Source organism: Arthrobacter roseus, from assembly GCF_016907875.1.
Classification (GTDB): domain Bacteria; phylum Actinomycetota; class Actinomycetes; order Actinomycetales; family Micrococcaceae; genus Arthrobacter_J; species Arthrobacter_J roseus.
In genome coordinates this window covers 1,356,155-1,375,031 of sequence record NZ_JAFBCU010000001.1, presented here as the reverse complement: position 1 = coordinate 1,375,031, position 18,877 = coordinate 1,356,155, and the positions used below count along the sequence as shown (strand labels likewise).

Below are 18,877 nucleotides of genomic sequence, written 5' to 3'. Positions count from 1 at the left end.
GGCTCAGGCAGAATGGACCCATGAAAGAATCCGAATACACTGACATTCCAGTCCGGGACTCCATGATCAGATTGGGCCAACTGTTAAAGCTGGCCAATCTTGCCGAAGACGGCGCAGAAGCCAAAGACCTGATCGAAAATGGCATGGTTCGCGTCAACGGAGACGTTGAGGAACGTCGAGGCAGGCAGCTGCATCCGGGGGACGTGATATCAGCCTCAGGCCAGACGGTACGGCTAGTGCCGTCGTCGTAATCTCCTACTTGCTACTGAACCTGCGGCCAGTTGCGGTCAGTGGCGCACGGAACGCAGAACCGAATACGTCAGGAACTCGGCAACGTGCGTCAGCTCTTGGGCATTGATGCTGTGCATCATGCCGGCGTAGAGAACCTTGGTCAGGGCGGTGTGCTTTCCGATCCAGGAGTGCGTGTACTCGATCTTCTCGGCAGTGATAACTGGATCCGCTTGATCCCGTCCCCAGAAGAACGGGATTTTTGTGGCGGCCAGCTCAGTGTCCTGGAAGAACGGGTTGCCCTCATCCTTGATGGCAAACCCCGAGAGCCCAACGACGGCGGCGAAATCGTGGGGACGGTGGCGCAGGAGGTTTGTGGCCATCGTCATGCCCATGGAAAACCCGAGCAGGCTAACACTGCTGTGCTGCTCACGAACGCCGTCTAGCCATGCGAGCACGTCCATGGATGCGCTGATGACCTGATCCATCGGGTATCGCAGGTCTTGTGACAGTGGGAACCACGCAAAGCCTGGCCCCACGGCCATTGGCGCGCGAACCGAGGCCACCGTGAACTCGGCCGGCAGCCGGTCAACAAGGCCCATCAGATCTTGCTCATTGGACATATAACCGTGAAAGAGCACCAGCAGGGGCGTCCCGGCACGCTCGCCCTCGGGCTTGGACCAGAGAACAACAGGGCTCCAGGATTCAGTGTCAGTCATGACCACAATTCTGGCACGTTCAGCGCAGCTCCCCGCGAAATGTCAGAGCCGCCGCACCTGTGGAGCCGTTACGTGGCCCCGGGTCAACCGAAAATGCTGCGCCGGAGCACAGCGTCGAGCTGGGAAATGCTGGTCAGAAAGCCGTCATGGCCCTCCGGTGTCCGGATAGTGCAGACCTCCACGGGACCAGGCAAAGCAGCGGCAAGATCGTAGGACTGTTGCGGAAAATACAAACGGTCCGAGTCCACGGGAGCAATCACGAAGGACGTTGCAGAGCCGGCGAACGCCTGCTGAACTGTGCCCCTGTTGCGGCCGACGTCGTGACTCATCAAGAGCTCGGTCAAGACAACGTAGCTGTTGGCATCGAACCGTGCGGCTAGTTTGTCGGCGTGGTGGTCCAGGTAGCTCTCCACGCGGTATCGGCCCCGGTCTTGTGGTCGGTCTCTTATCTCCGGGGGTTCGCCCGGTTGTGTCTGCCTTCCGAAGCGGCGTTGAAGTTCCGCTTCGGATCGATAGGTGATGTGTGCAATTCGTCGGGCCAGGCCCAGCCCCTGGAGTGGGTGGGGCCCGCCGTAGTAGTCGCCGTTGTTGAAATGTTGGTCCATGCGGATCGCGGCGATCTGGGTTTGGGCGAAGGCGATGTGTTCCGCGGTGCTGGCAGCAGTTGCGGCAACTACCAGGCAATGCGCCAACCTTTCGGGATAGGTGGCTGCCCATTCGAGGGCGCGGGCACCGCCCAGGGATCCCCCGGCGACAGCGTGCCAGCGGGTGATGCCGAGACTGTCGGCCAGCCTGGCTTCGACATTTACCGAATCCCGGACGGTCACCGAGGGAAAGCGTGAGCCCCAGACCTTCCCGTCCGGTGCGTACGACGACGGACCGGTAGATCCATAGCAGCCGCCAATCACATTGGCGGCCACGACGAAATACCGGTCCGTGTCGATGGTCTTGCCCGGACCAACCAAGTCCTCCCACCAGCCGTCTTCGCTGCTGGCGCCACGGGCTACGTGGCTGCTGCCGGTCAGCGCGTGCTGGATCAGGACGGCGTTGGAGGCGTCCGCATTCAGTGTTCCCCACGTCTCGAATGCGAGCGTGACGGACGGAAGCGTTCCCCCATTTTCCAGCGCCAGATCGCCAACCCCGATGAAGCGCAGCATGCCGTCACCGGGGGCAGCGAAGCAGCCGGCGGTGTCCTGGACAGCTGGAAAAATGGTCAAGGCTACTCCTTGCTCGTGGTGGGCTAGAGGCCCTTGGCCGCCCGGAATCCGGCATCCAGGTCCGCGAGGATGTCATCGAGGTGTTCCAGACCAACCGAGAGGCGAACCAGGCCTGGACGGACGCCTGCTGCCAACTGCTCGTCGGCGCTGAGTTGGCGGTGCGTCGTCGACGCCGGATGGATCACCAGCGAACGGACATCGCCCACGTTCGCCACATGCGAATGGAGTTCGAGACCGTCAACGAACCGCTGACCAGCTTCTAAGCCACCGCGGATATCGAACGACACGATGGCGCCGGCACCTTTACCGCTGTATTTACGCCCCCGCTCGTACCAGGGGCTGGACGGGATGCCAGCGTAGGCGACCCTTTCGACGGCGTCGTGCGTTTCCAGCCAGGCGGCAACGGCTTCGGCGTTTTCGACATGCCGATCCATCCGCAGGCTGAGCGTCTCCAGGCCCTGCGCGATCAGGAACGCGTTGAAGGGCGACACTGCGGAGCCCAGATCGCGCAGGAGCTGCACGCGTGCTTTGAGGATGTAGGCAAGGTTGGCACCCAGCTCAGAGCCGACGCCGAGGTCCCGTGCGAAGACCAGGCCGGCATAGCTCTCATCCGGTGTGTTGAATGAGGGGAATCGTTCCGGTTCTGCCGCGAAATCGAAGTTGCCCGAATCCACGATGACGCCGGCGATGGCTGTACCGTGACCGCCGAGGTACTTGGTGGCGGAGTGCACAACGATGTCAGCACCCCATTCGATAGGCCTGATCAGGTACGGGGTTGCGAGCGTGTTGTCCACAATGAGCGGCACGCCCGCCTCGTGGGCAACGGTGCTGACGCCCTCGATATCCAGAACGTCCTGACGCGGGTTCGAGATGCTTTCACCAAAGAACAACTTGGTGTTGGTCCTCACCGCTGCACGCCACTGCTCCAGATTGTCTGGGTCATCTACGAACGTTGCCTCAATCCCGAACTTTCGCAGCGTGTTCTTGAACAGGTTGTGCGTTCCTCCGTACAGGCTCGGGCTCGCCACTATGTGGTCTCCAGCCTCCGCGATGTTCAGGACGGAGAACGTGGTTGCTGCCTGTCCAGAAGCCAGCAGCAAGGCACCGACTCCGGCTTCCAGATCGGCGATGCGGTTCTCGACTGCTTCTTGGGTGGGATTCCCGATCCTCGTATAGATCGGCTCAAGCTCGGCTAGGGCAAAACGGTCTCCGGCACTCTTGGCGCTGGGGAAAACGAACGACGTTGTCTGATAGATCGGCAGTGCACGTGCACCGGTGACGGCGTCTAGTGTCTGGCCAGCATGGATCTGACGGGTTTCAAACGACCAATTATTGGACATGGTGCTCCCTGTGACTGGGGTGCACGGACGGAACGGATGACCGGTTTCGCGTCTGTGACCTGCGCTTGCACCGCATCAGTTGATGCGGAGCCTGGTCTTCACCCGGGGCACCCCACCGCGGTTGGAGGGTTGCCGGCCAGCAAGCCGGGGCAGGCGGTTTCTGGAGAAACCTTCGCTGGCGCTCATGACCTGCTATTACATTGGCCGACGACGACGAACGCGGCAAGAATGTGACGGTCCATGACTTTTCTACGAGGGCAACTTAGGGTCACCTTAGTCGAGACGCACATCACAAAGTGCCAAACTAAAGCCATGCGCCTCGACCATGTTTCTTATGCCTGCGAACCCGACGGCCTGATGGCCACAGCCGAACGCCTTTCTGCCTCCCTCGGCATGGAGTTCGTGAAGGGAGGCATCCACCCGAGATTCGGAACACGCAACATCATTTTTCCGCTCAACAACCATCAGTACCTTGAGGTTGTTGAAGTGCTCGACCACCCCGCGTCGGACAAGGCCCCTTTTGGCCAGGCAGTGCGGGCGCGTTCGGAATCCGGTGGCGGATGGATGGGCTGGTGCGTTGCGGTGGATGACCTTGCCCCCTTCGAAGAGCGGCTCGGCCGTGCCTCTGTCCCCGGAAACCGGAAATTTCCCGACGGACAGGAACTGACTTGGCAGCAGATAGGGATCAAGGGGCTCATCGCTGACCCACAGGTGCCTTACATGCTCCGCTGGGACGACGGTGTTGACGGCCTACATCCCTCAAACGCCTTCGCGTCCGAGGTAGAGCTCGATGCCCTCACGATTGCCGGTTCCGCCGATCGCGTGGCCGACTGGCTCGGAAACCCCGTTGAAACCCTGCTGGATGACGTTGACGTCAAGTGGACCGCGCCCAATGGGACGCCGGGAATCATGAGTGTGGAGTTCAAGACCGCCACGGGCACCGTCGTCATCTAATCGTCCCGGCAGCGCCGGTCATCGCGGCTGACGGTACCAGGGATAGGGTGTCCGGTAATGGACGAACAGTGGAAGCCCGATGGGCTGGGCAAAGACTTTGAGCAGCTCACCCTCCCCCTCACCGAGACAGGGCCTGCAACACTGGTGCGGTACCGGCCCTCGGCGGAGCCAGTCATCGACATGGCTGCGGCGGGGTCTAACATCTTGTACATCCACGGCTGGTCGGATTACTTCTTTCAGGCCAACCTCGCGCGGTTCTGGCACCGACACGGCGCGCGGTTCTACGCGGTTGATCTACACTGCTATGGCCGAAGCCTGCGTGTTGGCCAGACCCCGGGCTACGTTGCTGATCTGATCGAGTACGACGACGACATCCAGGCAGCACTTGACGTTATCGCCGTCGAACCGAACAACGATTCGACTTCGGGCACCCTTGACGGCACTGAACGTCCACTGATCCTGATGGGGCACTCTGCGGGCGGTCTCACTCTGAGCTGGTGGGCGCACCGGAATCCGGGCCTTGCCTCAGCTCTCGTCTTGAACAGTCCGTGGCTGGAATTCCAGGGCGCCGAATTGGGCCGGCGCGCCATCGCTCCGCTTGTTCAGTTGCGCGCCAGGTTCAATCCGTTGGCACCGCTTCCGGCCATTGACCCTGGCATTTACTCGAGAGCTGTATCGTCTGGGTTTGAGGGTACTTGGACCTATAACGAGCAGTGGCGTCCAGCGCGCGGATTCGCCGTCACGCCGGCATTTCTCAACGCCATCTTTCAAGCACAAGCAGCGGTCGCAACCGGCTTGTCCATCGATTGCCCGGTACTGGTGATGCTATCTGATAAGGACTATCTACAACCCCGATGGTCCGAGTCAGCAACCCGGGCTGACGTGGCTCTGAACGTCCATGCTGTGGCACACCGGGCCCTGTCTCTTGGAGATACCGTTACCATCGTGCGAATAAAGAACGCTATGCATGACATTTTCTTGTCCGAAGACTCGGTGCGACAGGAAGCCTACGCTCAGATTGAGCGATGGCTCAATGGGTACGGTGGGCGACCAGTACAGATTGCCAGCGCCACGAGTCCGTGAAGTTTCCACTCCACTGCTAGACTAAATGATAGATGTATCAAGTAGTCAAGTAGAGGAATGAGCTGTCGATGGATCAAATGCCCGCAGTGAACGGGTTTGCCGATTTTCGGGCGCCACTATACGAGGTGAAAGCAAACCTTTTCAAAGGGCTCGCCCATCCAGTTCGGATCCGCGTGTTGGAACTACTCTCTGCCGCTCCGGAAGTAGCGGTTTCTGATCTCTTATCCGCGACAGGGATGGAAGCCTCGCACTTGTCACAGCACCTGTCGGTACTTCGCCGCTACCACCTGGTGAAGTCTGACCGACGAGGACTCCAACAGTTCTACTCATTAGCCAGCCCCCAAGTTGCCGAATTGTTGGCCGTTGCCCGAGGGCTCCTCGAGGAAATGCTTCACACCACCAAGAACGACCTTGAGTACTCAGCGGCACTCGGCCAATCCCCCGGGGCCGGCGGCTCAGAGTGAGATTCCTGTCTGCCGTCCAATCACTGCTGCCAAGCGGCCAAGACTACGCTCAGGTACCTCGCACGTGGAGAGGTGATCTCACTGCTGGCCTCACTGTAGGAATAGTCGCCTTGCCCTTGGCCTTGGCCTTCGGCGTCAGCTCCGGGGCAGGTGCTGCGAGCGGTCTCATTACCGCCGTCGTAGCGGGATTGGTCGCCGCTATCTTTGGTGGCTCCCATATTCAGGTTTCGGGGCCCACCGGAGCGATGGTTGTCGTGCTGGGGCCGGTCATTGCCATCCATGGAATTGAGGCATTGGCGGTGGTGAGTATTCTGGCGGGCTTGATGGTGGTCGCGGCAGGAGTGCTGAAGTTAGGCCGAGTGGTGTCTTTCTTGCCGTGGCCGGTCATTGAGGGATTCACTCTGGGAATCGCCATCATCATCTTTCTGCAGCAAGTTCCGGCAGCGATTGGCCAGAACGCTGGCCCCAGCAGTAACGCCGCGGTCTCCGCCGTCCAAGCCATGCGTATGTCCTCCGTGACTGAGTGGTTGGCGGCACTTGTCCTGGTCACAGTCGTTGCCGTCATCATGATCATTGCTCCGAGGATCCATTCTCGAATTCCCGGATCTATTGTTGCTATCGTCATCGCCAGCGTCATGGCAGAGGTACTGGCTATGCCCGTTGCGAGAATCGGCGCCCTGCCCGATTCTCTGCCGATGCCAACAGCGCCCGGGTGGGATGGGACATTGATCATCACCCTGGCAGGCCCGGCGGCAACCATCGCCGCGCTGGCCGCCATCGAATCACTGCTCTCGGCACGCGTTGCTGCCTCGATCTCGGACACCGGGCCCTACGACGCAGACCGTGAACTCTTTGGTCAGGGCTTGGCATCAGTAGCGGCTGGGTTCTTTGGCGGTATGCCTGCCACCGGAGCGATCGCCCGCACCGCAGTAAACATCCGTTCAGGTGGACGCACCAGGCTTGCGGCCATCACCCACGCTCTTGTTCTCCTCGTCGTGGTTTATTTGGCAACCGGCCCTGTATCACGCATTCCGCTGGCCGCACTGGCGGGTGTCCTGATGGTGACTGCCGTGCGGATGGTCTCGTTTCCAGCCCTGCGGAGCGTGTTGGGTTCCACCCGCGGTGACACCGTAGTCCTGGTCGTGACCGCGGTCATCACCGTCTCCTTTGATTTGATCCAGGCAGTGGGTATCGGCGTCCTGGTGGCGGCGTTCTTTGCTCTGCGGGCGCTGGTGAAGTCCAGCGGAGTCCACCGCGAAGAGATCTCCGGCCCAGGCCAGGACGGGGACTCTCGCATAGCAGTCTTCCGCCTTGACGGCGCACTCTTCTTCGCGGCTGCTGAGCGCGTGCTGGAAAGAGTCAGCGAAATACGCAACGTGGAGGTGGTGATCCTCCGGATGTCCCAACTGCAGTCCCTGGACGCGACGGGTGCAAGGGTCATCGCTGATATCGTGAACACACTCGAGCGCCGCGGAATCACCGTGCTCGTCAAGGGCGTCCAGGACCGTCACCTGCGCCTGGTCACCAAGGTCGGCGTCCTTGAGTCCCTTCGCCACCGCAAGCACCTCTTTACCGCATTGGAACCGGCCGTCGAACATGCGCGCAGCCACGTTGTGCGGAACCGGGGCACCTCCGCTCAGCACAACTAGCCGGGTCCTAGCTACCGATGCCGATAGCCGCCCCGAACAGGGCAAAGCCCACAAAACCTGCAATATCGAGAAACGCGTGCGCAATAACAAAGGGCATGACGCGCTTCACCTTGGTGTAGAACCACCCGAAGATGATGCCCATGAGCAGGTTTCCAAAAAAAGGACCGATTCCCTGATACAGGTGATAGCTCCCTCGGATGACTGCACTGAGGACAATGATGGACCAGATGTTCCACCCGAGTGCGCGAAGCCGATCAAACAAATATCCCACCATAATGACTTCCTCCAAGATGGCATGGCGCAGCGCGGACAGCATCAACACCGGTACAGTCCACCAGAACGCATCAAGGGCAGCCGGCACAATCGCCGTCGTCAGCCCCAAGGCCCGACCAGCCGCGTAGACGCCAAGGGTCCCGACGCCGATGACGGCCGCCAACCCGAATCCCAGACCAAAGTCGACGCCGGGGCGGCGAAATGTGAATCCGATACGTCGAAATGCATTTTCCCCATGCTGGGACAACAGCAGCAACACTAGGGCTACGGGAACCAGCGCGAAAGCAATGTCCAACAATTGGTAGGTGAGATCGAACCACTGACGGTCATTGAGCACAGGATTCAGCGTGGTGGTTTGTCCCTTCAACGGCGCACGCGAGAGCTTGTCCAGCAATTTAACGATTGAGTAGACGGCAGACTGCCCCAGTGAAAGCCCAAGAACTATGAAGATCTCAATCTTTAATCGGCTGCGCCCGCGCCCGTCAGTGATGCGCTCTGAATCCATTCCTACATCCTGCCATCGCGCGACGACATCCGGCCGCTAAACGATGCGCTCGCCGGCCCGCCAGACCGCGTGGGTCAAGGGCATCCCCGGCCGGTACGCCAGATGCGTGGCCGATGGTGCGTTGAGCATGTGCAGATCTGCCCGATGTCCGACGGCGAGGGAACCAACGGCGCGCTGGCCATCGGCGTCGTCCCCGGCCTGCCGGTGGAGCGCCAGCGCGCCGCCGTAGGTGGCTGCCCGCACAGCTTCATGCACGCTGAGTCCCATCTGGAGCACCGCCGTGGTGACACAGTAGTTCATCGAGGATGTGTAGGAGGTCCCCGGATTGCAGTTCGACGCCAGGGCAATCTGTACGCCGGCATCCAGTAGTCGCCGCCCCGGAGCCAGTGGCTGGCGCGTGGACAAATCACAGGCAGGCAAACAGGTGGCTACGGTGCCAGGTTTCCCGGAACCGGCGGCGCTATCCCAGGCTGTCCAGCTTCCGACAAGCGCTTGGACGTCGGCATCGTCCAGGTAGTTCACGTGGTCAACGCTGGCGGCCGCGAACTCGACGGCGAGGCGCACCCCCGGACCTTCGCCCAGCTGATTACCGTGGACCCGCAGGCCCAGTCCGACGTCGCGGCAGGCCGTGAGAACCCGTCGGGATTGTTCTTCGGTGAAGGCGCCTCGTTCGCAGAAGACATCGGCCCACTGGACGTGGGGGCGGACGGCGTCGAGCATTGGTCCGCACACCAGGTCTGTGTAGTCCTCGGCGTCCATACCTGCCGGTACCAGGTGCGCTCCGAGGTACGTCACCTGATCGACGACGCCGGCGGCGATGCGCGCGCTGCGGGTTTCGTGGTCTACATCCAGGCCGTACCCGGTTTTCGTTTCGAGGTAGGTGGTTCCGCCGGAGGCTGCTTCGGCGACGCGCCCCAGCAATAGCCGGGTCAGGTCGTAGTCCGAGGCCTCACGGGTTGCTTCAGTGGTGCCGGCGATTCCGCCTGCGGCGTAGGACTCCCCCGCCATGCGGGCCTCGAATTCGGCGGTACGGTCGCCGGCGAAGACCAGGTGGGTATGCGAATCAACCCAGCCGGGCAGGACTGCGCGGCCGCCGGCGTCGACTTGCTCGTCTGTTGCCGGTGCCTGCGCTGCGGGCCCGATCCAGGAAATACGTTCGCCCTCCAGGACGACGGCGGCGTTGTTCAGGACGTTGTGTTCCAGGTCCTGGGTCATCAGTTCGGCAATGTTGGTGATGATCGTACTGGTCATCGATGGCCTTCCGTTGCGGAGCGGTGTACGGCGGTGCGGTGTACGGAGTGGTCGACGGCGTTGACGGCCTGGGCAAGCAGCGCGGCCGGATCGCCGAGGGTGGCATGCTGCCCGTTGCGGGCCCGAATTCGGCCGCCGACGACGACTGTATGGACATCCTGGGCGGTGGCACAAAAGGCCAACTGGGCAGGCTGCGAACCCGCCGTCCGGATGGTCAAGGGGTTCACGCTCATCAGATCGCAGACCTTCCCGACCGCCAGCCCCGGTGCGGGCCGGGATTGTGCGTGGGAACCGGCGTCGGACGCTGCGTGATGAAGATCCGCCGGCGTGAAGTGGCCTCGCTCCCCCGAGCTGAGGCGCTCGCCGTACTCGAGGGCCCGCATTTCGAGCCAGGGGTCGACGACGGCGTGCTGGTCCGTCCCGAGCGCGATGGTTGCCCCCGCGGCGCGGAGGCGGGCGGCCGGGCCGATGCCGTCTGCGAGGTCCGCTTCGGTGGTGGGGCACATGACCACGGTGGCACCGGCTGATCCGAGGGTGTGGATGTCTTCAGCGGTGAGGTGGGTGGCGTGAACCGCGGACAACCGCCGGCTGGTGAGCCCATGTTTCTTCAACAGCATGGTCGGGGTGAGGCCGGTCGATTGAAGGCAGGCTTCGTTTTCGGCAGGCTGTTCGGAAAGGTGGATGTGCAGGGGAATCTCCGGTGGGAGGGCGTTGCCGATCATTGCCAGGTCCGCTTCCGGAACGCCGCGTACGGAATGCAGGGCAGCTCCGACGCTGACCTGCGCCGGATCGAACTCGGCTGCGAACGCTGCCCGCAGGGATGTCAGACGGTCCAGCCAGGCGTGGACGTTTTCGTCGCCGAAGCGGATCTGCTGCTCATTGAGAGGCGTGTCGAATCCGCCTGCCAGGTAGCAGGTGTCCAGCAGCGTCAGCCGGATCCCGGAGGCAACGGCGGCCCGGGCGAGGGCGCGCTCCATGGCGTGCTCGTTGTCGTACGGCGTCCCGTCCGGGCGGTGGTGAACATAGTGGAACTCAGCAACCGAGGTCCACCCGGTCACCACCATCTCGGCAAAAACGGCGGTGGCCAGTTCCTCATACAGCTCAGGAGTCAGGGCGCCGGCCGCCTGATACATCTGTTCACGCCAGGTCCAGAAACTACCGACGCCCAAGTTGTGCGTCCGGCCGCGCAGAATCCGGTGAAAGGCGTGGGAGTGGGCGTTCGACGCTGCGGGGAACGTCACGCCGTGCAGTTGGGTATCGGAATCGGCTGCCTCCACCCCGGTTTCAACAGTGGTGACTAGTCCGGCGTCGTCCACTGTGAGACGGACCTTATCGACGACCGCCCCATCAACCCAGCCCTGCTCGCACCAGAGAGAAAAATGCACACCCGCCGAACCGCTAGTCGTCACAGCAGGTCCTGCAGCGCGTCAACGAGGGCGTCGACGCCGAGCTGGGCGTCATCGTCCTCCACATACTCCTCGGGCGAGTGGCTGATGCCGGAGGGGTTCCGGACAAACAACATTCCCGTGGGGACGCTGGCGGCCAACACACCGGCATCGTGCCCCGCACCGGTGGCCAGCACCGGAGCACGGGGAACCGTCCGGGCCGTGGACCGTTCCAGAGAACGCTGAAGGGCAGGGTCGAAATGGACCGTGCCCGAGTACGATTCCTCGGTCAACCGGACCGTGCAGCCCTCCATGGCGGCGATCTTCTGAGACTGCCCATGAATGGACTCCACCAGAGCTGCGGTGACGGCGTCGTCGGGGTGGCGGACGTCCATCCACAGATCCACGCTGGAAGCGATGACGTTGGTGCCGCCCGGCAGCGGTTCGAGCCGGCCAATGGTGGCCCGGGCATCGACTTTCGCGGCAGCGGTCTTGCGCACGGCAAGCACCAGCTGGGCGGCGGCCACCATGGGATCGGCGCGGTCTGCCATCAGCGTGGTGCCGGCGTGGTTGCCTTGTCCAGAAATACTGAATCGCCAGCGGCCGTGACCGAGGATGGAACCGGCGACGGCGACGGCTGGCCCACGTCCGGCATGGTCGGTGAACTCCTTGGTGTTCAGGCCGCGGCCCTGCTCCACGTGGAGTTCGACGAAATCGCCGATCGTGGCCAGTGTTGCCTCGTCGCGTCCCATGAGGTCCGGGTTCAGCCCGTTGGCGCGGGCGACGTCGGCGAACGTGTTGCCCTCAGCGTCACGCAGAGACAGTGCCCTCGCCGGTTCGATCGCTCCTGCCAGCAGCCGTGATCCCAGGCAGGCAACGCCGAACCGAGACCCTTCCTCCTCTGGGAACACTGCGACGGCGAGCGCCCGGTTTCGCTGCAGGCTGCCCTCTTTCTCGCGGGTCTGGAGGACGTCCACTGCGGCGAGCGCGCTGGCAACTCCGAGGGGACCATCGAACGCCCCGCCGCCCGGGACGGAGTCCAGGTGTGAACCGGTGACGAGCGCGCCTCGACGTGCTTGCACGCGGGGGCGGCCGTCGTCGGGCATGTCCCACCAGGCCCAGAGAATGCCGTTGCGGTCCTGTTCAACGCCGAGCCCGCGCTGCTGCGCCTCGGCGGTGAACCACTCGCGGAGGTCCAGTTCGGCGCTCGAGTAGACGGGGCGCGTGTAGCCGCCGCGGCGCTCGTCACGGCCGGTGCCCTGGATCGCGGCCAGAAGCGTGTTCACGGTGTTCATAGTTACTCCTTTGTGAGACCCGTACGCAGAAATTGTTGCAATAGCACGGTTCTTGGCCCTATTCCAACCACAACTGCGGACGCGTCGGAAGGGTGCGGCTGGGGCACAGCTACTCCGTCATGGGGATACGGACGCCGCGTTCGGCTGCGACGTCGGATGCCCGCTCATAGCCGGCGTCGACGTGGCGGATGACGCCCGTTCCCGGGTCGTTGGTGAGTAGCCGTTCGAGTTTCTGCGCGGCGAGGTCCGTGCCATCGGCCACAGATACCTGACCGGCGTGGATGGAGCGCCCGATGCCGACGCCGCCACCGTGATGCAGCGAGACCCAGGTTGCTCCGGAGGCCGTGTTGAGCATGGCGTTCAGCATGGGCCAGTCGGCGATGGCGTCCGAGCCGTCCGCCATGGATTCGGTCTCGCGATACGGGGAGGCCACGGAGCCGGAGTCCAGGTGGTCGCGTCCGATAACGAGGGGCGCGGAGACCTGTCCGTCGGCCACCAACTGGTTGAACAGCACACCGGCTTTGGCACGGTCGCCGTAGCCGAGCCAGCAAATACGTGCAGGCAGGCCTTCGAACTCCACGTGCTCTGCGGCCGCGTTGATCCAGCGGTGCAGGTGCTTGTTCTCCGGAAAGAGCTCCTTGATGGCCTGATCGGTGACCTCAATATCCTTGGGGTCACCGGAGAGTGCAACCCAGCGGAAAGGGCCCATACCCTCGCAGAACAGCGGGCGAATGTAGGCCGGGACGAAGCCGGGGAACTCGAATGCTCGAGCGTAGCCACCGTGGCGCGCCTCGTCACGGATGGAGTTTCCGTAGTCGAACACCTCCGCTCCAGCGTCCTGGAACTCCACCATGGCCTGTACCTGGCGTGCCATTGATTCGCGGGCTTTCTTGGTGAAGCCCTCGGGATCACCCTTCGCCTCGGCGTCCCACTGATCCAGGGCGAACTCGGTGGGTAGGTAGCTCAGCGGATCGTGCGCGGATGTCTGGTCGGTGACGATATCGAAGGTGACCTCACCTGCGCGATGCCGGCGGAGCAACTCCTCAAAGACCTCGGCGGCGTTACCCACTAGCCCCACTGAGAGCGCACGCTTTTCCTTCTTGACTGCCTTGACCTTGGCGATGGCGGCGTCGAGGTCCGTCTCGACCTCATCCAGGTAGCGCTTACTGGCCCGACGACGGAGGCGTGCCTCGTCGACGTCGACAATCAGCACGGCTCCGCCGTTGAGGGTTACGGCCAACGGCTGGGCGCCACCCATCCCGCCACAACCACCGGTCAAGGTCAGTGTGCCGGCGAGGGTTGCGTTCTCGTCGTTGAACAGTTTGCGCGCAATGGCGGCGAACGTTTCAAACGTGCCCTGCAGGATGCCCTGCGTACCGATGTAGATCCACGAACCGGCGGTCATCTGCCCGTACATCATCAGGCCTTCAGCTTCGAGCTTGCGGAATTCCGGCCAGTTGGCCCAGTCCCCCACCAGATTCGAGTTGGCGATGAGGACACGCGGTGCCCATTCGTGGGTCCGAAACACGCCGACGGGCTTGCCGGACTGCACCAGCAGCGTCTCGTCGTCGGCGAGGGTTTCCAGCGTCTTGACGATCGCGTCGAACGCCTCCCAGCTGCGCGCTGCTCGGCCTGTCCCGCCGTAGACCACCAGATCCTCGGGACGCTCGGCGACCTCCGGGTCCAGGTTGTTCATGAGCATCCGCATGGGTGCCTCGGTCTGCCATGACTTCGCAGTGAGTTTGGTCCCCCGGGCTGCCCGGATGCTACGGGAGGGATCGTGCTGGGTGAAAGTCAAGGTGTCTCCTTGTTCGATGATGTGTCGTGAGCGATGCTGGCGCTGACCGTTCAGGCAGCCGGCCGGGTGGAAAGAATGGTTTCTGCCTCCGCTGCGACCAGTGCGCCGATACGGTGCGCTTCGTCGTCGGAAATCCGGTAGCTGGGGGCCACAACGCTCAGTGCTGCGACCACCTGGCCCCCCACCAGAACGGGTGCTGCAACCGCCGTGACGTCCGGTTCAACACCGTTGCTGACCACCACGTAGCCGGCAGACGGAGTCTGTCCATGGAGGACTTGACCAGCAGCGGTGCCGCGGAGTTCGATGCTCCGGCCCACCCAGCTGGTGTGCCGGACCGAATGTGTCCCCTCCTGAACTGCAATGTAAATCCCGTGCCCTGAGTCCGGACCGCCCGACGCCGGTACGTTCAGGTACGCCGACTCGCCGGTTTGTGCCACGAGCCGTTTCATCGACTCTGCGGCCAGTGGCACGAGGGATTCGTTACTGAGCGCCAGGGCACCTAGCTGGACGATGCGCATTCCAGGCCGGTAGCCGTCGTCGTCCTTGCGAACGAATCCGGACGCTTCCATGGTGCGCAGCAGTCTCAGCGCAGTGGAGGTGGAAAGACCGGCTTCGCGGGAGGCATCCGTCAGGGAGACTGCGCCACCGTCACAGACGACGCCGAGCAGTGCCAGCGCGCGTTCCACAGTGCGGGTCGACGTGTCTGTCCGTGAGGCAGCCTGGGCCATATCCACGCCTTTCGGTCTTGCATACCGGGTTGATTTGTATTTCACTTATTGAAACGCGCTTTTCACCACTTGGCAACACCATCGACAGAACGAGGTCTCCATGGAACAGAAAATTACCGTCGGCACTGGCCCGCTAGCCCCCGAGGAGGTCGTTGCTATTGCCCGTAACGGAGCGCAGCTGGAACTCAGCGCTGACTCGTTGAAGGCCATGGAAGACTCGCGGGCCACCATCGATGCGCTCGTCAATGACGACAAGCCGCACTACGGTGTGTCCACCGGCTTTGGCGCTCTGGCCACCAAACACATTCCCGTGGAACTGCGCTCTCAACTGCAGCGCTCACTGATCCGCAGCCATGCGGCGTCGTCCGGGGCCGAGGTGGATCGCGAAGTGGTCCGCGGCCTCATGCTCAACCGCCTCTCCACCATGGCAACCGGCCGCACCGGCATCCGGACCCTCGTGGCACAGACCTATGCCGCGATGCTCAACGCGGGCATCACTCCCGTGGTTGGCGAATACGGTTCCCTGGGCTGCTCAGGCGATCTTGCTCCCCTCTCGCATTGCGCGTTGGCGATGATGGGCGAGGGCGAAGTCCGCAACTCTGCCGGAGAGCTGGTCCCGGCCGCCGATGCCCTAGCCGCCGCCGGTCTCGAGCCGGTAGAACTGCGCGAAAAGGAAGGCCTGGCGCTGATCAACGGCACTGACGGCATGCTGGGGATGCTGATTCTGGCCTCCGCGGACCTGCACAAGCTTCTTCGCACCGCAGACCTCTCGGCCGCCATGAGCGTTGAGGGGCTGCTCGGCACGGATGCAGTCTTCGCCCAGGACATTCACGCTCTGCGCCCCCACCCGGGACAGATCACCTCAGCGGCTAACATCCGCAATATTCTGGCCGGATCGCCGCTCATTGAAGCACAAAAAACTGGGGACCACGCCTTCACCCGCGTCCAGGACGCCTACTCGCTGCGCTGCGCGCCCCAGGTCCACGGGGCAGCCCGCTCAACACTGGCCCACGTGGAGTCCGTTGCGAGCATTGAACTCGGTTCTGCCATCGACAATCCCGTGGTCATGGTGGACGGCCGCGTTGAATCCAACGGCAACTTCCACGGCGCCCCAGTGGGTTACGCCCTCGACTTCCTGGCCATCGCCGTCGCCGATGTGGCCTCCATGAGCGAACGCCGCACCGACCGTTTCCTGGACCACTCCCGTAACCACGGCCTGAACGCGTTCCTCGCCGACGATCCAGGTGTGGACTCCGGCCACATGATTGCTCAGTACACCCAGGCCGGCATTGTCTCCGAGCTGAAACGTCTGGCCAACCCGGCGTCCGTGGACTCCATCCCCAGCTCGGCCATGCAGGAGGACCACGTGTCCATGGGCTGGTCGGCTGGTCTGAAACTGCGCAAGGCCATCGACGGACTGACGCGGGTACTCGCCATCGAACTGCTGACCAACGCCCGTGCGCTGGACATGCGCGACGGCGGCGTGGAAACGTCCCAGAGCGCCGTTGCCATCACCGCGGTTCGGCGGGAGATCCGCAAGGTGGTCGAGGGCCCGGCAACGGACCGTTACCTGGCGCCCGAGATCGAAGCCGTCCGCGTGCTGGTGGACAACGGTTCGCTGCTGACTGCCGCGGAATCGGCATTGAGATCCTCTGTGGCCTAGAGGCAGAGATGTCCCATTTGGGGCTGAGCGAGGTGGGGTGTGGCGGTGAGGTCAGGAAGGCTGCAGCTCAGGAACCGCGTCTGTGTTTCCCGAGATGATGCCAGCGGCAAGTTCGGCAATGCCCGACGATGTCTGGAAGCCATAACCACCCTGACCTGCGAGCCAGAAGAAGCCCTGCGCCTCAGGATCGAACCCGACCACGGGGACGCCCGAAGCATTCTGAGTCCGCAGACCGGTCCAGGCGCGCTGTACGGTGGTGATCCCCAGAGTGGTCAGGGCATTGATCCTGGTGATGAGCGCCTGAATCTCTGCCACGTTCGGTTGCGCGTCCTCAGGGACACTGGGGACGGACTCGGCCGGAGAAATCAGCAAATCGTCACCTTCACGCCGGAAGTAGAAGCTCTCATCCGCGGCCGCCACCATGGGGGCGCCGTCGTCGGGTAGGTTCTCGGCACGGACGACGGCGGCGCTCCTGCGATACGGACGCAGGCCCTGAATTCCGACACCGGCAATGACGGCCAGACTGTCCGCCCAAGCACCAGCGGCATTCACCACTATTCTCGCCTCAAACGCATGGGAGCCTGCGCCGATGCTCCAACCGGCACCCAGCTGCTGAGCAGTGTGGACGCCAGCACCGGTGAAAATCTGCGCCCCAGCGTCGCTCGCACGTCGACGGTGATATTCAAGGAGCGCATCGGTATCCACCCCCACCGCCGAACGGTCGATGCCGGCAGCTTCAAAACTCTCACCGCGCAGCTGCGGGCCGAGTTCCAGCGCCTCAGCGTGGCTGAGCCACTCCATGTCGTCGCTGAAACGCCCTGCGACGTCGTCGTGCGTTCCGACCAACATGAAACTGCGGGGTTTCAGCACCTCCGGAAGCTGGGCATCAAGGAGCTCCAGCGTCCGTCGGGTCAGTTTCTGCACCACCGCGGGACCATAACTGGGAATCAGCTGCCGGGCCGAACGTGACGACGTGTGATAGCCAAGCCGCTGCTCCGCTTCCACGAGCACAACGCTGCAAGACGACGCCAGCTCCGACGCGAGCGACAACCCGGCAATCCCACCACCGACAATGAGGACATCACAGTTCATAGCCATGACGCCATCGTACAGTTACGCCCGTGGCCTCAGTTGGCTACAGCAGCCCGTGAATCAACGAACGCTCGCACGCAGGCTTCGACATCCTCGGCGTTGTGCGCGGCGGAGAGCTGAACCCGAATGCGGGCCTGTTCCTTCGGCACCACCGGGTAGCTGAACGCGGTGACATAGACGCCGCGTTCGAGCATCTGGTCCGCCATTTTCCCCGCAAGGGCGGCATCGCCGAACATCACCGGGACGATGGCGTGTTCGCCGTCGAGCAGGTCAAAACCTTCCTCTGCCATACGACGACGGAACAGGGCAGCATTCTCGAATAGCGTGGCTCGGAGGTCGGCGCTGTTTTCCACGAGGTCCAGAGCCTTCAGCGTTGCCGCGACGATCGCCGGTGCCAGGGAGTTCGAGAACAGGTACGGCCGTGCACGCTGCCGAAGCATGGCGACGATCTCGGCATGTCCGGCGACGTAGCCGCCCGATGCACCGCCAAGGGCCTTACCAAAGGTTCCGGTGTAGATGTCGATGCGGTCCGACACCCCAGCATGTTCCGGCGTTCCAGCGCCGGTGTCTCCCATGAAGCCCACGGCGTGGGAATCATCCACCATGACGAGGGCATCGTATTTCTCGGCAAGATCGCAGATTGCCTCCAACGGGGCGAGGAAACCGTCCATGGAGAACACTCCGTCGGTGACGATGACCCGCCGACGCGCATCTGATGCTTCCCGCAGCCGTGCTTCAAGTTCTGCCATGTCGCGGTTGGCGTACCGCAGGCGACGGGCCTTGCACAGACGGATCCCATCAATGATGGACGCGTGGTTCAGCGCGTCAGAGATGACGGCGTCCTCGGCCGTGAACAGCGACTCAAAAACACCGCCGTTGGCATCAAAGCAGGACGAGAACAGGATGGTGTCCTCGGTTCCCAGGAACGTCGAGACTCGCTTCTCCAGCTCCAGGTGCAGATCCTGCGTGCCGCAGATGAACCGTACCGACGCCATGCCGAATCCGCGCTCATCCAGAGCTGTCTTGGCCGTCGCAATGATATCTGGGTGGTCCGCCAGGCCGAGGTAATTGTTGGCGCAGAAGTTCAGGACAGACTTTCCCTCCTGCCCCAGCGCGCCAGCCGTGATGCGGTTGGACTGCGGTGAGTCGATGCGGCGTTCATGCTTGAACAGGCCGGCAGATTTGATGTCGTCCAGCTCTGCACTGAGCTGTTCCTTCATGCTGCTGTACATG

17 protein-coding genes and 1 riboswitch are annotated in these 18,877 nt (G+C 62.9%); of the genes, 6 read left to right on the top strand and 11 right to left on the bottom strand.

Going from position 1 to position 18,877, the window contains the following annotated elements; translation table 11 throughout:
* Positions 1-20 precede the first annotated feature (20 nt).
* The gene (locus tag JOE65_RS06810) at positions 21-251 is read left to right on the top strand and encodes an RNA-binding S4 domain-containing protein (protein WP_205162505.1); all 231 of its coding nucleotides are present in this window, start codon (positions 21-23) and stop codon (positions 249-251) included.
* A 36-nt stretch (positions 252-287) separates the two neighbouring features.
* Here the strand turns inward: JOE65_RS06810 and JOE65_RS06805 are convergent, their stop codons facing one another.
* The 3 genes from JOE65_RS06805 to JOE65_RS06795 form a co-directional block, all read right to left on the bottom strand.
* Entirely contained in the window at positions 288-947 is a 660-nt protein-coding gene (locus JOE65_RS06805) for an alpha/beta hydrolase (protein ID WP_205162504.1), read from the bottom strand.
* Positions 948-1,030: 83 nt separating this feature from the next.
* Positions 1,031-2,104: a homoserine O-acetyltransferase MetX gene (metX, locus tag JOE65_RS06800; protein ID WP_205164065.1), complete on the bottom strand. Its 1,074-nt coding sequence runs from the start codon at positions 2,102-2,104 to the stop codon at positions 1,031-1,033.
* An 83-nt stretch (positions 2,105-2,187) separates the two neighbouring features.
* Positions 2,188-3,504, bottom strand: a complete 1,317-nt coding sequence (locus tag JOE65_RS06795) for a bifunctional o-acetylhomoserine/o-acetylserine sulfhydrylase (protein WP_205162503.1) — start codon at positions 3,502-3,504, stop codon at positions 2,188-2,190.
* 56 nt (positions 3,505-3,560) lie between these two features.
* Positions 3,561-3,694: riboswitch (SAM riboswitch) on the bottom strand.
* 122 nt (positions 3,695-3,816) lie between these two features.
* On the opposite strand from JOE65_RS06795, the gene JOE65_RS06790 reads away from it, so the two are divergent.
* The 4 genes from JOE65_RS06790 to JOE65_RS06775 all read left to right on the top strand — a co-directional run bounded on the left by JOE65_RS06790 (position 3,817) and on the right by JOE65_RS06775 (position 7,654).
* Positions 3,817-4,458 (top strand): VOC family protein, encoded by a 642-nt coding sequence (locus JOE65_RS06790; RefSeq protein ID WP_205162502.1) that lies wholly within the window; start codon positions 3,817-3,819, stop codon positions 4,456-4,458.
* A gap of 57 nt (positions 4,459-4,515) precedes the next feature.
* Positions 4,516-5,541 carry an alpha/beta hydrolase gene (locus JOE65_RS06785; RefSeq protein ID WP_205162501.1) on the top strand — a complete coding sequence of 342 codons (1,026 nt, stop codon included), beginning with the start codon at positions 4,516-4,518 and terminating at the stop codon, positions 5,539-5,541.
* A 68-nt stretch (positions 5,542-5,609) separates the two neighbouring features.
* Entirely contained in the window at positions 5,610-6,005 is a 396-nt protein-coding gene (locus JOE65_RS06780; RefSeq protein WP_239536644.1) for an ArsR/SmtB family transcription factor, read from the top strand.
* Entirely contained in the window at positions 6,002-7,654 is a 1,653-nt protein-coding gene (locus tag JOE65_RS06775) for a SulP family inorganic anion transporter (protein WP_205162500.1), read from the top strand. Before JOE65_RS06780 ends, JOE65_RS06775 begins: the two co-directional genes overlap by 4 nt.
* A 7-nt stretch (positions 7,655-7,661) precedes the next feature.
* Here JOE65_RS06775 and JOE65_RS06770 read toward each other — a convergent pair whose 3' ends face one another.
* The 6 genes from JOE65_RS06770 to JOE65_RS06745 all read right to left on the bottom strand — a co-directional run bounded on the left by JOE65_RS06770 (position 7,662) and on the right by JOE65_RS06745 (position 14,889).
* The gene (locus tag JOE65_RS06770) at positions 7,662-8,432 is read right to left on the bottom strand and encodes a CPBP family intramembrane glutamic endopeptidase (RefSeq protein ID WP_205162499.1); all 771 of its coding nucleotides are present in this window, start codon (positions 8,430-8,432) and stop codon (positions 7,662-7,664) included.
* A gap of 36 nt (positions 8,433-8,468) precedes the next feature.
* A complete protein-coding gene (gene hutI / locus JOE65_RS06765) occupies positions 8,469-9,683 on the bottom strand; it encodes an imidazolonepropionase (RefSeq protein WP_205162498.1) in 1,215 nt (404 codons plus the stop codon).
* A complete protein-coding gene (locus JOE65_RS06760; RefSeq protein ID WP_338021567.1) occupies positions 9,680-11,092 on the bottom strand; it encodes a formimidoylglutamate deiminase in 1,413 nt (470 codons plus the stop codon). The genes hutI and JOE65_RS06760 overlap by 4 nt, the downstream gene beginning before the upstream one ends.
* Positions 11,089-12,363, bottom strand: coding sequence for an allantoate amidohydrolase (locus JOE65_RS06755; protein ID WP_205162497.1), 1,275 nt, complete (start codon positions 12,361-12,363; stop codon positions 11,089-11,091). Before JOE65_RS06755 ends, JOE65_RS06760 begins: the two co-directional genes overlap by 4 nt.
* Before the next feature lie 109 nt (positions 12,364-12,472).
* Complete coding sequence (hutU, locus tag JOE65_RS06750; RefSeq protein ID WP_205162496.1) at positions 12,473-14,161, bottom strand: urocanate hydratase; 1,689 nt, start codon at positions 14,159-14,161, stop codon at positions 12,473-12,475.
* A gap of 50 nt (positions 14,162-14,211) precedes the next feature.
* Positions 14,212-14,889, bottom strand: coding sequence for an IclR family transcriptional regulator (locus JOE65_RS06745; RefSeq protein ID WP_205162495.1), 678 nt, complete (start codon positions 14,887-14,889; stop codon positions 14,212-14,214).
* Positions 14,890-14,989: 100 nt separating this feature from the next.
* On the opposite strand from JOE65_RS06745, the gene hutH reads away from it, so the two are divergent.
* The gene (gene hutH, locus JOE65_RS06740) at positions 14,990-16,552 is read left to right on the top strand and encodes a histidine ammonia-lyase (RefSeq protein WP_205162494.1); all 1,563 of its coding nucleotides are present in this window, start codon (positions 14,990-14,992) and stop codon (positions 16,550-16,552) included.
* A gap of 51 nt (positions 16,553-16,603) precedes the next feature.
* On the opposite strand, the gene JOE65_RS06735 is transcribed toward hutH, so the two are convergent.
* Positions 16,604-17,650: an NAD(P)/FAD-dependent oxidoreductase gene (locus JOE65_RS06735; RefSeq protein WP_205162493.1), complete on the bottom strand. Its 1,047-nt coding sequence runs from the start codon at positions 17,648-17,650 to the stop codon at positions 16,604-16,606.
* A 29-nt stretch (positions 17,651-17,679) separates the two neighbouring features.
* Positions 17,680-18,876, bottom strand: coding sequence for a glycine C-acetyltransferase (locus JOE65_RS06730; protein WP_205162492.1), 1,197 nt, complete (start codon positions 18,874-18,876; stop codon positions 17,680-17,682).
* Between the last annotated feature and the right edge of the window lies 1 nt (position 18,877).

What these genes read in the sequence shown, in the direction of transcription:
- JOE65_RS06810 (WP_205162505.1), top strand. Translation starts at nt 21, where the DNA reads ATGAAAGAATCCGAATACACTGACATTCCAGTCCGGGACTCCATGATC.
- JOE65_RS06805 (WP_205162504.1), bottom strand. Translation starts at nt 947, where the DNA reads ATGACTGACACTGAATCCTGGAGCCCTGTTGTTCTCTGGTCCAAGCCC.
- JOE65_RS06735 (WP_205162493.1), bottom strand. Translation starts at nt 17,650, where the DNA reads ATGGCTATGAACTGTGATGTCCTCATTGTCGGTGGTGGGATTGCCGGG.
- JOE65_RS06780 (WP_239536644.1), top strand. Translation starts at nt 5,610, where the DNA reads ATGGATCAAATGCCCGCAGTGAACGGGTTTGCCGATTTTCGGGCGCCA.
- JOE65_RS06755 (WP_205162497.1), bottom strand. Translation starts at nt 12,363, where the DNA reads ATGAACACCGTGAACACGCTTCTGGCCGCGATCCAGGGCACCGGCCGT.
- metX (WP_205164065.1), bottom strand. Translation starts at nt 2,104, where the DNA reads ATGCTGCGCTTCATCGGGGTTGGCGATCTGGCGCTGGAAAATGGGGGA.
- JOE65_RS06730 (WP_205162492.1), bottom strand. Translation starts at nt 18,876, where the DNA reads ATGTACAGCAGCATGAAGGAACAGCTCAGTGCAGAGCTGGACGACATC.
- JOE65_RS06795 (WP_205162503.1), bottom strand. Translation starts at nt 3,504, where the DNA reads ATGTCCAATAATTGGTCGTTTGAAACCCGTCAGATCCATGCTGGCCAG.
- hutH (WP_205162494.1), top strand. Translation starts at nt 14,990, where the DNA reads ATGGAACAGAAAATTACCGTCGGCACTGGCCCGCTAGCCCCCGAGGAG.
- JOE65_RS06770 (WP_205162499.1), bottom strand. Translation starts at nt 8,432, where the DNA reads ATGGATTCAGAGCGCATCACTGACGGGCGCGGGCGCAGCCGATTAAAG.
- JOE65_RS06790 (WP_205162502.1), top strand. Translation starts at nt 3,817, where the DNA reads ATGCGCCTCGACCATGTTTCTTATGCCTGCGAACCCGACGGCCTGATG.
- hutI (WP_205162498.1), bottom strand. Translation starts at nt 9,683, where the DNA reads ATGACCAGTACGATCATCACCAACATTGCCGAACTGATGACCCAGGAC.
- JOE65_RS06745 (WP_205162495.1), bottom strand. Translation starts at nt 14,889, where the DNA reads ATGGCCCAGGCTGCCTCACGGACAGACACGTCGACCCGCACTGTGGAA.
- JOE65_RS06785 (WP_205162501.1), top strand. Translation starts at nt 4,516, where the DNA reads ATGGACGAACAGTGGAAGCCCGATGGGCTGGGCAAAGACTTTGAGCAG.